12 protein-coding genes are annotated in these 13,176 nt (G+C 70.3%); 8 read left to right on the top strand and 4 right to left on the bottom strand.

The genetic code is table 11. The features are described from left to right. The first annotated feature begins 17 nt into the window (after nt 1-17). Nucleotides 18-536: a hypothetical protein gene (locus IQ210_RS42885; RefSeq protein ID WP_194084689.1), complete on the top strand. Its 519-nt coding sequence runs from the start codon at nt 18-20 to the stop codon at nt 534-536. On the opposite strand, the gene IQ210_RS42880 is transcribed toward IQ210_RS42885, so the two are convergent. Next, nucleotides 529-1,659: a serine hydrolase domain-containing protein gene (locus IQ210_RS42880; protein WP_194084688.1), complete on the bottom strand. Its 1,131-nt coding sequence runs from the start codon at nt 1,657-1,659 to the stop codon at nt 529-531. The genes IQ210_RS42885 and IQ210_RS42880 overlap by 8 nt on opposite strands. A 188-nt stretch (nt 1,660-1,847) precedes the next feature. Between IQ210_RS42880 and IQ210_RS42875 the strand changes: the two genes are divergently transcribed. Continuing rightward, complete coding sequence (locus IQ210_RS42875; protein WP_194084687.1) at nt 1,848-3,500, top strand: RNA polymerase sigma factor; 1,653 nt, start codon at nt 1,848-1,850, stop codon at nt 3,498-3,500. On the opposite strand, the gene IQ210_RS42870 is transcribed toward IQ210_RS42875, so the two are convergent. Both IQ210_RS42870 and IQ210_RS42865 read right to left on the bottom strand, forming a co-directional pair. Continuing rightward, a complete protein-coding gene (locus tag IQ210_RS42870) occupies nt 3,489-4,178 on the bottom strand; it encodes a glycerophosphodiester phosphodiesterase (protein ID WP_194084686.1) in 690 nt (229 codons plus the stop codon). The genes IQ210_RS42875 and IQ210_RS42870 overlap by 12 nt on opposite strands. A gap of 42 nt (nt 4,179-4,220) precedes the next feature. After that, nucleotides 4,221-5,282, bottom strand: coding sequence for an adenosine deaminase (locus IQ210_RS42865; protein WP_194084685.1), 1,062 nt, complete (start codon nt 5,280-5,282; stop codon nt 4,221-4,223). A 469-nt stretch (nt 5,283-5,751) separates the two neighbouring features. Between IQ210_RS42865 and IQ210_RS47675 the strand changes: the two genes are divergently transcribed. After that, on the top strand, nt 5,752-6,528 hold the full coding sequence (locus IQ210_RS47675) for a DUF4190 domain-containing protein (protein ID WP_322658164.1): 777 nt from the start codon (nt 5,752-5,754) through the stop codon (nt 6,526-6,528). 96 nt (nt 6,529-6,624) lie between these two features. Here the strand turns inward: IQ210_RS47675 and IQ210_RS42855 are convergent, their stop codons facing one another. Further along, complete coding sequence (locus tag IQ210_RS42855) at nt 6,625-7,194, bottom strand: NADAR family protein (protein ID WP_194084684.1); 570 nt, start codon at nt 7,192-7,194, stop codon at nt 6,625-6,627. Between the two features lie 212 nt (nt 7,195-7,406). Between IQ210_RS42855 and IQ210_RS42850 the strand changes: the two genes are divergently transcribed. The 5 genes from IQ210_RS42850 to IQ210_RS42830 are packed head-to-tail and all read left to right on the top strand — an operon-like array spanning nt 7,407 to nt 13,168. Beyond that, on the top strand, nt 7,407-8,978 hold the full coding sequence (locus tag IQ210_RS42850; protein WP_194084683.1) for a gamma-aminobutyraldehyde dehydrogenase: 1,572 nt from the start codon (nt 7,407-7,409) through the stop codon (nt 8,976-8,978). 52 nt (nt 8,979-9,030) lie between these two features. Next, on the top strand, nt 9,031-10,278 hold the full coding sequence (locus tag IQ210_RS42845) for a polyamine ABC transporter substrate-binding protein (RefSeq protein WP_194084682.1): 1,248 nt from the start codon (nt 9,031-9,033) through the stop codon (nt 10,276-10,278). Next, nucleotides 10,275-11,438 (top strand): ABC transporter ATP-binding protein, encoded by a 1,164-nt coding sequence (locus IQ210_RS42840; protein ID WP_194084681.1) that lies wholly within the window; start codon nt 10,275-10,277, stop codon nt 11,436-11,438. Before IQ210_RS42845 ends, IQ210_RS42840 begins: the two co-directional genes overlap by 4 nt. Then, nucleotides 11,438-12,367 carry an ABC transporter permease gene (locus IQ210_RS42835; protein WP_194084680.1) on the top strand — a complete coding sequence of 310 codons (930 nt, stop codon included), beginning with the start codon at nt 11,438-11,440 and terminating at the stop codon, nt 12,365-12,367. Before IQ210_RS42840 ends, IQ210_RS42835 begins: the two co-directional genes overlap by 1 nt. Further along, entirely contained in the window at nt 12,368-13,168 is an 801-nt protein-coding gene (locus IQ210_RS42830) for an ABC transporter permease (RefSeq protein WP_194084679.1), read from the top strand. The last annotated feature ends 8 nt before the right edge of the window (nt 13,169-13,176 follow it).

Raw genomic sequence — 13,176 nt, 5'->3', positions numbered from 1 at the left:
AGGCGTACGCTCCTCCCATGAGCGACAGAGCCGCCCTGCTCAAGGGCATCCGTGCCTGGTTGGTCCTCTTCGTCATCTGCCTGGTGCTCAGCGGCGCCACGGCCTTCCCGCTCGTCCACGAACTGCGCTGGACCGAGGAGTTGCTGACGCACCTGCCCGCGCCCGACGCCCTGACGGACTGGATCACCCGGGTCCGGCAGGGCCTCGACACCGCCGACGCCGACTACCCGTTCCTCCTCTACGGCACCGACTGGCTGGCCTTCGCGCACCTCGTCATCGCGGTCGCCTTCTACGGGCCCTACCGCGACCCGGTCCGCAACATCTGGGTCGTCGAGTTCGGGATGATCGCCTGCGCCGGGATCGTCCCGCTCGCGCTGGTCTGCGGGCCGATCCGCGGCATCCCGTTCTGGTGGAGCGTGATCGACATGGCGTTCGGGGTCTTCGGGGTCGTACCGCTGTACGTCGTACGGAAGAAGATCAAGCGGCTGGAGGCGATGACCGCCGTGGCTCCCGTGCCCGCCGCGCTCGCTACTTGAGCGCGGCCGTGACGATCCGGTCGATGACCGGGTTCGACGACTCGTCCTTGGCGTCCGTGTCGCCCACCGAGTAGACGACGGTACGACGCAGATCGCGGGTCGCGGCGACCGCGGTGCTGTAGCCGTAGCGCGCCCCCGTCTTGAACCAGTAGACCCGGTCGCCCACCGCCATGCGCTGCAACCCGGCGCTGAAGGTCGCCCCCTCGATGTCCGCCGGGACCGTGAACATCTCCTCCAACTGCGGTCCCGGCACGATCCGGCCCCGGAACAGCGCGTGGAGCAACCGCTCCAGATCCGCGGTCGTCGAGATCATGTCGCCGGCCGCGAAACGGTCCGCCTGGTTCCACTCGGTGACGTCGACGAGGCTCGTCGTCCCGTCCGCCGCCGTCATCCGCTGGTAGCCGCGGTTGTGCGGGCCGCGGATGCGGGGGTCGGTGCCGGGGAAGTACGTGTCCCGCATGCCGGCCGGGAGCAGCACGCGCCGGGTGGCCTCGGTGGCGTACGAGTGTCCCGTCACCTTCTCGATCAGCAGGCCGAGGACCGTGTAACTGATGTTGAGGTACTGCTGCTGCGTCCCCGGTGTGAAGGCCGGGCCCTTCGCGATCGCCGACGCCACGACCTGCCGCGGGGGCAGCGTGTCGAAGCGGTGGGCGTACGGGTCGTCGAAGCTGTCGCCCGGCTTGATGCCGCTCGTGTGGTTCAGCAACTGGCGTACCGAGATCGGGTCGAAGGCGGCGGTGAACAGGCCCGGGAGGTAGCGCTGGACGGGTGTGTCGAGGTCGACGCGGTGCTCGGCGGCCAGGTGCAGGACGGTGGCCGCGGTGACGACCTTCGTCGTGGACCCGGCCCGGAACCGGCCCATCGGGTCGGCCGCCCGCCCGCTCTCCAGGTCGTGCACCCCGGAGCTGCCCCGCCACCTGCCGTCCCGGCCGCCGATCCGGACGAGGGCGGCGGTCGCGTCGGCGTTCGGCAGCCCGGCGATGGCGGCGCGCAATGCCTCGGCGTCGGGGGCGTTTCGTGGCCTTTGCGCGGAGGCGGAAGTGGAGGCGTAGGCCGGGCTCGTCAGAGCACCGGCGCTCACGGCGAGGGCGGCGGTCAGGAGGGTTCTGCGGGGGAGAGGCATGGTGGTGAGGGTGTCAGGCTCCGACGGCTTTTTGAGCAACAGCGCCTGTGAATAGGGGAGTTGAGAGGGTGTTCCCCTAGGGGGGGCGAAAAAGTGTTATCGGGGAATCCTGAGTTCCGTCTCCACCCGGGAGTGCTCCACCCAGGACGAATGAGAGGGTGGACCGATCTCGGACCCGGAAGGACGACGTGGACACGCGGGAGTGGCGCGACACCATCGCGGCGGCGCAGGCCGGTGACCGGCAGGCGCTGGACGAGCTGGTCGCGGGCTGGCTGCCGCTCGTCTACAACATCGTCGGGCGTGCCCTGAACGGCCATGCCGACGTCGACGACGTCGTGCAGGAGACCATGCTGCGGGCCGTCGACAACCTCGGCTCGCTGCGCGACCCGGACAGCTTCCGGTCCTGGCTCGTCGCGATCGCCATGCGCCAGATACGGGACCGGGCCCGGCGCCGGACCGCCGCCGCCCCGCTGGACGAGTCCGCCGCGGGCGGCGCCGCCGACTTCGCCGAACTCACCGTGCTGCGGCTCCAGTTGGAGGGGCAGCGGCGCGAGGTCGCGGAGGCGGTGCGCTGGCTCGACGACGAGGACCGGCAGCTGCTGTCGCTGTGGTGGCTGGAGGTCGCGGGCGAGCTGACCCGGCGCGAGCTGGCGGCGGCGGCCGGCATCAGCCGCCAGCACGCCGCCGTACGCGTCCAGCGGCTCAAGGAACGCGTCGAGACCGCGCGCGGCATCGTCCGCGCCCTCGACGGCGCCTGCCCCGACCTGCGCGAGACCACCGCCCGCTGGAACGGCCGCCCCGACTCCGTCTGGCGCAAACGGCTCGCCCGGCACATCCGCGGCTGCGGCTACTGCGGCGACACCCACGAGACCGTCGTCCCCGCCGAACGCCTCCTCGTCGGCATCGCGCTCGTCCCGCTCCCCGTCGGCTTCACCCTCTCGCTGGCCTTCGGCGGCAAGACGGCGGCAGCGGCGGCCGGGGCCGCCTCGGTGGGCTGGTCCGCCAAGGTGATGGCGGCGCTCACCCAGCCGGTCGTCGCGGTGACGGCGGGCGCGACGATCGTGGCGGGCGGCGCCTACGTCGTCGTACAGCCGCCCGACGACCCGCCCCCGCGCGCGGTCTCCAGTCCCACGGCCGCCAGCACGGCCCGCCCGCCGGCGGCGCCCTCGCCCACGGCGACCCCGTCCCCGTCCCCGTCGCCCACCCAGCAGCGGAAGATCGACCTGTACGGCACGGTCGTCGACGCCGTCGACGCGGCGCCCGACCCGAACGCGAAGCCCGCGGCGCTGCCGCACCGGCCCGAGTCCGGGATCACCAGCAGCTGGGGCCCGAAGGCGGTCATGCAGCACCGCGGCGAGACGGTGGACCTCAGCGGGCAGGGCTACGTCCTGGTGCGCTGGCAGATCGCCCCGCAGGACCGGTCGGGCGGCCTGGCCATGCCCACCTGGACCGGCCTGAAGGGCAGGCTCTTCCACGTCGCCTCGGGCGGCGGCCGCCGCATGGACGACGCCACCGGCCCCGACGCCACCGGCATGGGCGGCCCCGCCACCGGATACACGGTGCTGCCCGACGGCACCCAGCAGATGTGGCAGAACGAGTACTTCTACCTCGACGGCAGCGTCAGCCTCACCGTCAACGAACGCGGCGCCAGCTACGGGCTCACCGTCTTCCCGTCCACCTGGGAGGCCGCCGACAAGGACATCAACTACGGCCCCCCGCAAGGCGCGATCCGCTACGGCCTCGTCCGCGACACCGGCAAGGACACCGCGCCGGTACCGCAGTACGTCACCCGCGCGAAACCGGCCGACCCGGCGACGGTGGCGCAGCGCTCACGCGTGTAGGTCGCGCAGGGCGCAGAGGGCGTCGATGCGGTTCGTCGTGATCGAGTCGACGCCCGCGGTGATCAGGCGGCGCATCGAGCGGACCGTGTCGGGGGTCCACACGGAGAGCAGGTAGCCGTCGCGGTGGACGCGTTCGGCGAGCGCCTTGTCCACCAGCGGGAAGCGGTAGTTGAGCCAGCGGGGGCGGACCGCGTCCACCAGCGCGGCGCGCGGCGGGGCCAGGGACGTCCAGGTCAGCGCGATCTCCGCGGCCGGGTCCGCGGCGCGTACGGCGAGCATGGCCGGGGCGCCCGCGCAGTAGTAGACGCGGTCCTCCGCCCCGGCCTCCCGTACGACGTCCACCACCCGGCGGGCCGCCTTCACGTCCGGCGTGCCCGGCAGGTCGAGCATGAGCCGGGCTCCGTCGACCACCGCCAACGCCTCGGCCAGCGTGGGCACCTTGCCGTCCGTGAGGCCGCGGACCTCGTCCGACGACAGGGACAGCAGCGGCCGGTCGTGCTCCCACAGCCGCTTCAGCGTCGCGTCGTGCAGCAGCACGGGGACACCGTCCCTGGTGAGGCGCACGTCGACCTCGACGGCGTCCGCGCCCAGGTCGAGCGCGGAACGCAGGGAGTCGAGCGTGTTCTCACGGACGCGGTAGGGGTCGCCGCGATGGGCGACTGCGGTCAGCTTCTGCATGCGCCCATTGTGGTGGGCGGGACAGTGTGCTGTGCGGTCGGCTCAGGGGGCGAGCCACGCCTCGGTGTACGTGTCGATCTCGTCCTTGATCCTCGACTTGCCCGGCTCGTCGAGGAAGGAGGCCTCGACCGCGTTCTTCGCCAGCTCGGCCAGGCCCCGCTCGTCGAGGTCGAGGAGGCGGGCGGCGACCGCGTACTCGTTGTTGAGGTCGGTGCCGAACATGGGCGGGTCGTCGGAGTTGATGGTGACGACGAGCCCGGCCTTCACGAACTCCTTGATCGGGTGCTCGTCGAGCGTGCGCACCGCGCGGGTGGCGATGTTGGAGGTCGGGCACACCTCCAGCGGGATCCGCTCCTCGGCGAGGTGGGCGAGGAGCTTCGGGTCCTGGAAGGAGTTGGTGCCGTGCCCGATGCGCTCGGCGCGGAGGTGGGTGAGGGCGTCCCACACCGTCTCCGGGCCGGTCGTCTCACCGGCGTGCGGGACGGAGTGCAGGCCGGCCGCGATCGCGCGGTCGAAGTACGGCTTGAACTGCGGGCGCGGTACGCCGATCTCGGGGCCGCCGAGCCCGAAGGAGACGAGCCCTTCGGGGCGCAGCCGGTCGTCGGTGGCCAGCCGCGCGGTCTCCTCGGCGGAGACGAGGCCCGCCTCGCCGGGGATGTCGAAGCACCAGCGCAGTACGGTGCCGAACTCGGCCTCGGCCGCCTTGCGGGCGTCCTCGATCGCCTCCATGAACGCCTCCTCGTCGATGCCGCGGCGGGTCGAGGAGAACGGGGTGATGGTCAGCTCGGCGTAGCGCACCTGCTGCCGGGCCAGATCGCGGGCCACCTCGTACGTCAGCAGACGTACGTCCTCCGGGGTGCGGATCAGGTCTACGACGGACAGGTACACCTCGATGAAGTGGGCGAAGTCCGTGAAGGTGAAGTAGTCGGCGAGGGCCTCCAGGTCGCTGGGGACCTTGGAGTCGGCGTGCCGGGCGGCCAGTTCCGAGACGATCCGGGGGGAGGCGGAGCCCACGTGATGGACGTGCAGTTCGGCCTTGGGCAGCGAGGCGATGAACGCGTGCAGGTCGCGCGGGATGCTGGGGTCGATGAGGCGGTCGGTCAAGGTTCCTCCCCGGAACGGCGCCCTCGGCCGGCGTGCGGCGGGCGCGGGTGATCGGCTGATCGGTGACTCGGGGATCATCGTAGGCCGCCCCCGCGTGGGGGATGCCCTGGCCGTAGCATGACGAGGCATCCGAACCGAGGGGAACCCACGCATGTCCGACGAGGCGCAGACCCCGGACCCGACCCGGAACCGGCCGACTCCGCCACCACCGGCTCCGAAGGTGGGCCTGGACAAGCCGGACGTGAAGGGGGCCGAGGGGACGGGCACAGTATCGGATACGGGGCGGGACCCTTGGGCACCGCCGATGGGCGCGGCGGGGGCTGCGCCGGGGCGGGACGCGGGGGCTATGCCGGGCGGTGGCGCGGGGGCGCCCTCGGGCCGGGACGCGGGGGCTATGCCGGGTGGTGGCCCTGGTGGTCCGGCAGGTCCCGCAGATGCGGGCGGCCTTGGTGGGCCCGGTGGCACCGTCGTGTCCGACGACCCGCTTTCCTGGCCGCCTCCTTCGGTCCACGACCAGCGGACGATCACCTCGATGCCGGGGGTGGACGGGGCGACGCCGACGCCTGGAACCGGGCCCGCGCCCGGGCACGGCACACCCGCGCCACAGCCCTGGGCCAACCCCTTCGCCGCGCCGGGTGGGCCGTCCGCGTCGGACAACGGCTCCGCCAACCCGTTCGCCGCCCCGGGGAACGGTACGGCGAACGGCGACGCCAACCCCTTCGCACCACCCGGCGGCTCTGCCTCCAACCCCTTCGCCCCACCGTCCGCCGCAACCCCGCCGAACCCCTTCGCACCCCCCACCGGCCCTACCGGCCCGGCCCCCTACGCCCCGGACGCCGCCGTCCCCCCGCCCCCCATCGCCCCCGACGGCCCCGGTCAGGTGCCCTACGGCTATCCGGGCGGCGGCTACGGATACCCGGGCCAGCCGCAGGGTTACCCGGGGCAAGCCCAGGGTTACCCCGGCCAGCCCCAGGGCTACTACGGCTGGCCCGGCATGCAGTCCCTGCCCGCCAACGGCATGGGCACCGCGGGACTCGTCCTCGGCATCCTCTCGGCGATCGTCTTCTGCCTGTGGCCGTTGGCCATCGTCCTGGGCATCCTCGGCGTGATCTTCGGCTCGATCGGCCGCGGCAAGGCGAGCAAGGGCCTGGCCACCAACGCCGGCCAGGCCCTGGCCGGGATCATCTGCGGAGCCGTGGGCATCCTGCTGGGCGTGGGGATGCTCATACTCCTCGTCGTGACCTGACCTGACCGGGCCTAGGGCCTGTTCGGCGGATCATGCCGCAGACGCGGGGTCTGGCACGCCGATCTGCGGCGTTGTCGTCGGTTGCCGATGCAGGCCCTAATCGCCGGCGCCACCGACCCGCAACCGCCCCCGCGCCTCCATCAGCGCGAACCCCAACAGGTTCGGCCCCCGCCACCGCTCCGGATCCGACGCCGCCTCGTCCGTCGCCGCCAGGCCGATGCCCCATACCCGGTCCACCGGGCTGGCCTCCACCAGCACCCGCTCCCCGGTGTTCAGCAGGAACTCCCGCAGTCGCGCGTCCGAGGCGAACTTGTGGACACTGCCCTCGACGACGATCCCGAAGCGCTCGCGCTCCCAGGTCTCCTCGTCGAAGTCCCGGACCAGGCGGCCCGCCTTCTTCGCCAGCGACGGATGGTCCGCCGCCAGCACCCGCCGCTCCGCCTCCGCGTCGCCGAAGAGCCGCGCCTTGCCGGCCATCATCCAGTGCTCGGCCGTCGCATACGTCACTCCGTCCACCACGAACGGTGACGGCCACCACTGGCTCAGACAGCTCGCGCCGATCCGGCCGTCCGGCAGCGGGCGGTGCCCCCAGAAATGGAGGTACTTGACTCTCGCCCCCGCCTCGACCGCCCTGACCAGCGCGTCCCGAGAATCGATCTTCGTCATGCATGCGAGTCTGGCAGGCGCCACTGACACTCCGTCCTCCCTTTTCCTCGCTCGCTCGACACCTGGTCGACAGATTCCGTCGCGTAACCAAAAGGCAACAACGGAATCACTTGTTGGACGGCATTTGCTCTGTCAGGATCGGCACTCAAATCGAGCTGGAGCTACGCCCACCGCCTGTGAACACGGGCCGGCGGCGGAGGAGAGCGAGCGACATGCACAACCCGGGCAACGCCACCCCGGAAACCCCCGAGACCCAGGAAGCCCCCGACACCTCGGACCGGTTCCCCGCGCAGGAGCGCCTCGCGGACGGTGCGCAGTTCATCGCGGGCCGGCTGGCCAAGGGCACCTCCGGTCGTACGCACGCGGTCGTCGACCCGTCGACCGGCGAGGAGGTGTACACCTACGAGCTGGCCGGCCCGGCAGACGTGGACGCGGCCGTCGCCGCCGCCCGCGCGGCGTTCCCCGGCTGGGCGGCCACCACCCCCGGCGAGCGCTCCGACGCCCTGCACCGCTTCGCCGCCGTCCTCGCCGAGCGGGCCGAGGAGTTCGCCCGCGCGGAGTCGCTCCAGTGCGGCAAGCCGCTGAAGCTGACGCGTGAGTTCGACGTCCCGGGGACCATCGACAACACCGCCTTCTTCGCCGGTGCCGCGCGGCACCTTCAGGGGCAGTCCGCCGGTGAGTACTCCGGTGACCACACGTCGTACGTGCGGCGGGAGCCGATCGGTGTCGTGGGGTCCATCGCGCCCTGGAACTACCCCCTGCAAATGGCCGCCTGGAAGATCCTGCCGGCCGTCGCCGCCGGCAACACCATCGTGCTCAAGCCCGCCGAGCTCACCCCGCTGACCTCGCTGCTGTTCGCGCAGGCAGCCACCGACGCCGGCATCCCCGACGGTGTCATCAACATCGTCACCGGGACCGGCAAGGAGGCCGGTGAGCATCTCGTCGGCCACCCCGACGTCGCCATGACCTCCTTCACCGGCTCCACCGCCGTCGGCAAGCGCGTCGCCGAGATCGCCACCGCCACCGTCAAGCGCATCCACCTCGAACTCGGCGGCAAGGCGCCCTTCGTCGTCTTCGACGACGCCGACCTCGACGCCGCCGTCAACGGCGCCGTCGCGGGCGCGCTCATCAACACCGGCCAGGACTGCACGGCCGCCACGCGCGCGTACGTGCAACGGCCGCTCTACGAGGCGTTCGTCGAGAAGACGGCCGCCCTCATGGAGACCGTGCGGCTGGGCGACCCCTTCGCCGCCGGCACCGACCTCGGCCCGCTCATCTCGCACGTGCAGCGGGACCGGGTCGCCGCCTTCGTCGACCGTGCGCGTGCCTACGCGCGCGTGGTCACCGGCGGCGAGGCACCGGAAGGGGAGCTCGCCAAGGGCGCCTACTACCGGCCCACCCTGGTCGCCGACGCCGCCCAGGACAGCGAGATCGTCCAGTCCGAGCTCTTCGGGCCGGTCCTTGTCGTCCTCCCCTTCGACAGCGACGACGAGGGGATCGCACTCGCCAACGACACCCCGTACGGCCTCGCGGCCTCCGCCTGGAGCCGGGACGTCTACCGGGCGAACCGGGCGACCCGCGAGATCAAGGCCGGGTGTGTGTGGGTCAACGACCACATCCCGATCATCAGCGAGATGCCCCACGGCGGGTACAAGGCGTCCGGCTTCGGCAAGGACATGTCCTCGTACTCGTTCGAGGAGTACACCCAGATCAAGCACGTCATGTTCGACAATACGGCGGTCGCCAGGAAGGACTGGCACCGCACGATCTTCGGGGACCGTTAGCTGAACCAGGCCGCCCGACCCGCGGCCGACCCTCCGAAAGGGCACCACGCGCATGGAGCAGTACGAGCCCGACCGCCTGAGCCCGGCCCAAGTGGCCGCCATGCGGCGCAGCTTCCGCAATGGCCGGGCCGCCATGACCCGGCGGTCCCTGCTGCGCGCCTCCGCGGGCGGCGCGCTCGCGGTCGGCGGCCTCGGGGCGTTGACCGGCTGCGGCATCCCCGCGGCCGGCAACACCCAGGGCGGCGTCTCCGCAGAGGACCACTCGGCCAAGGAGAAGGTCGTCAACTTCTCCAACTGGACCGAGTACATCGACGTGGACGAGAGCGAGAAACACCACCCCACGCTCGACCAGTTCAAGAAGCGGACCGGTATCTCGGTCAAGTACACCGAGGACATCAACGACAACGTCGAGTTCTTCGGCAAGATCAAGCCGCAGCTCGCGGCGGGCCAGGACACCGGCCGCGACATCATCGTCCTCACCGACTGGCTCGCGGCCCGCCTCATCCGCCTCGGCTGGGTCCAGAAACTGGACGCCTCCAACCTGCCGCACGCCTACGCCAACCTGTCGGCCCAGTTCCGCGACCCCGACTGGGACCCGGGACGCGCGTACTCGTACGTCTGGCAGGGCATCTCGACCGTCATCGCCTACAACAAGAAGGCGCTGGACGGCGTCGAGGTGAAGTCGGTCTCCGATCTGCTCGACAACCCCAAGCTCAAGGGGCGCGTCGGCTTCCTCTCCGAGATGCGCGACAGCGTCGGCATGACCCTGCTCGACATGGGCAAGGACCCGGCGAAGTTCACCGCCGACGACTACGACGCGGCGATCGCCCGGATGCAGAAGGCCGTCGACAAGGGCCAGATCCGCCGCTTCACCGGCAACGACTACACCTCCGACCTGACCAGCGGCGACTTCGCGGCCTGTATCGCCTGGGCCGGTGACGTCGTGCAGCTGAAGGCCGACAGCCCGGACATCGACTTCCTGATCCCGGACAGCGGGTACATGACGTCGACCGACAACTTCCTGATCCCGAACAAGGCCCGGCACAAGACGAACGCCGAGCGGCTCATCGACTTCTACTACGAGCCCCAGCCGGCCGCCGAACTCGCCGCGTACATCAACTACGTGACGCCGGTCGACGGGGTGAAGGCCGAGCTGGAGAAGATCGACCCGGATGCGGCGAACAACCCGCTGATCATCCCGGACAAGGCCATGGCCGCGAAGTCTCACGCCTTCCGCTCGCTGAGCTCGAAGGAAGAGACCGAGTTCGAGCAGAAGTTCGCGAAGCTGACTGGGGCGTGACCACCGTGACGAACAAGAACGAAACCGGCGGGGACGTCCGCCTCTCGGGCATCAGCAAGACGTACGACAACGGCTTCACGGCCGTACAGCCGCTGGACCTGACCGTGCCGCAGGGCTCCTTCTTCGCCCTGCTCGGCGCCTCCGGCTGCGGCAAGACCACCACCCTGCGGATGATCGCGGGCCTGGAGGAGCCGACGACCGGCACCGTGTTCCTGGGCGACCAGGAGGTGACCAACCTGCCGCCCTACAAGCGGCCGGTGAACACCGTCTTCCAGTCGTACGCCCTCTTCCCGCACCTCGACATCTTCGAGAACGTGGCCTTCGGTCTGCGCCGGCGTGGCATCAAGTCGGTGAAGAAGCAGGTCGAGGACATGCTGGAGCTCGTCCAGCTCGGTGAGCAGGCCCGCAAGAAGCCGCACCAGCTCTCCGGCGGCCAGCAGCAGCGTGTGGCCGTGGCCCGCGCGCTCATCAACCACCCCAAGGTGCTCCTCCTCGACGAGCCCCTCGGCGCCCTCGACCTCAAGCTGCGCCGCCAGATGCAGCTGGAGCTCAAGCGCATCCAGACCGAGGTCGGCATCACCTTCGTACACGTCACGCACGACCAGGAGGAGGCCATGACCATGGCCGACACGGTCGCCGTGATGAACGCGGGACGAGTGGAGCAGCTCGGTTCGCCCACCGATCTCTACGAGAACCCGCACACCACCTTCGTCGCCAACTTCCTCGGCACCTCCAACCTCATCGAGGCCGAGGTCGACACGAAGAACGGCGACGACATCGTCCTCAAGGCCGGCGGCGGCAAGCTCGTCCTGCCCGAGTCACGCTGTTCCGCGCCGACGACGACCGGCGGCAAGGTACTGGTCGGCGTCCGCCCGGAGAAGATCTCCCTCACCCACGCCGACGACGCGGGCGAGATCCCCGAGGGCCGCAACCGCATCACGGGCAAGATCGCCAACAGCAGTTTCATCGGCGTCTCCACGCAGTACGTCATCGACAGCGCGGTCTGCCCCGAGTTCGAGGTCTACGTCCAGAACATCGAGCGGGACTCCCGGCTCGTGCCCGGCGCCGACGTCGTACTCCACTGGAGCCCGGCGCACACCTTCGGCCTCGACGCGGCGCAGGACATCGACGCCGGTGTCGAGGAAGGGGCGGCGGCCTGATGGCGACGCTCACCGAGGCGCCGCCGCCTCTCGCCCCGACCGCACCGGAGAAGAAGCCCCCGCGCAAGCGCGGCCGGCTCGTGCCGTACTGGCTGCTGCTGCCCGGCATGCTGTGGCTGGTCGTCTTCTTCGCGCTGCCGATGGTCTACCAGGCCTCCACGTCCGTGCAGACGGGCTCCCTGGAGGAGGGCTACAAGGTCACCTGGCACTTCGCCACCTACTGGGACGCGCTGTCCGAGTACTGGCCGCAGTACCTGCGCTCGATCCTCTACGCCGGCTCGGCGACGATCCTCTGCCTGGTGCTCGGCTACCCGCTCGCGTACCTCATCGCCTTCCGGGCGGGCCGCTGGCGGAACCTGATCATGATCCTGGTGATCGCGCCGTTCTTCACCAGCTTCCTGATCCGCACCCTCGCGTGGAAGACGATCCTCGCGGACGGCGGCCCGGTCGTCGGGGCGCTCAACTCGCTGCACGTCCTGGACGTCACCAGCTGGCTCGGCTGGACCACCGGCGACCGGGTGCTGGCCACCCCGCTGGCGGTCGTCTGCGGTCTGACGTACAACTTCCTGCCGTTCATGATCCTGCCGCTGTACACCTCGCTGGAGCGCATCGACACCCGCCTCCACGAGGCCGCCGGCGACCTGTACGCCAAGCCGATCACCACGTTCCGCAAGGTGACCTTCCCGCTGTCGATGCCGGGCGTCGTCTCCGGCACGCTGCTGACGTTCATTCCGGCGGCCGGTGACTACGTCAACGCCGACCTGCTCGGCTCGACGGACACCCGCATGGTCGGAAACGTCATCCAGTCGCAGTTCCTGCGGATTCTGGACTACCCGACGGCCGCGGCACTGTCCTTCATCCTCATGGCCGCCATTCTCGTGATGGTCACCGTCTACATCCGCAAGTCCGGGACGGAGGATCTGGTCTAAATGCCCTTCGTCAACTGGCTCAAGCGCAATCTCGTCGTCATCGCGGGACTTCTCACCCTCGGTTATCTGCTGCTGCCGAACGTCGTCGTCACGGTGTTCTCCTTCAACAAACCGAAGGGGCGCTTCAACTACGAATGGCAGCAGTTCTCCACGGACGCCTGGAAAGATCCGTGCGGTGTCGCCGACATGTGCGGCTCGCTGTCGATCAGCCTCCAGATCGCGGCCTTCGCGACGATCGGCGCCACCATTCTGGGCACCATGATCGCCTTCGCCCTGGTCCGCTACCGGTTCCGCGCCCGCGGCGCCGTGAACTCGCTGATCTTCCTGCCGATGGCGATGCCCGAGGTCGTCATGGCCGCCTCGCTGCTCACCCTGTTCCTCAACATGGGCGCGCAGCTGGGCTTCTGGACGATCCTGATCGCCCACATCATGTTCTGCCTGAGCTTCGTCGTGACGGCGGTGAAGGCGCGCGTGATGTCGATGGACCCGCGCCTGGAGCAGGCGGCCCAGGACCTCTACGCGGGCCCGTTCCAGACCTTCGTCAGGGTCACCCTGCCGATCGCGGCACCGGGAATCGCGGCGGGCGCGCTGCTGGCTTTCGCGCTCAGCTTCGACGATTTCATCATCACCAATTTCAATGCGGGCTCGACCGTCACCTTCCCCATGTTCGTCTGGGGCTCGGCACAGCGCGGTACGCCCGTTCAGATCAATGTGATCGGTACGGCCATGTTCCTGGTCGCCGTACTGCTGGTGCTGACCTCTATGGTCATCACCAATCGCCGTAACAAGCAAAAGGCGTAAGCCTTTAC

Origin of the sequence: Streptomyces justiciae (genome assembly GCF_015163075.1) — a bacterium.
Taxonomy (GTDB): Bacteria; Actinomycetota; Actinomycetes; order Streptomycetales; family Streptomycetaceae; genus Streptomyces; species Streptomyces justiciae.
This window is presented reverse-complemented; position numbering and strand designations above follow the sequence as displayed.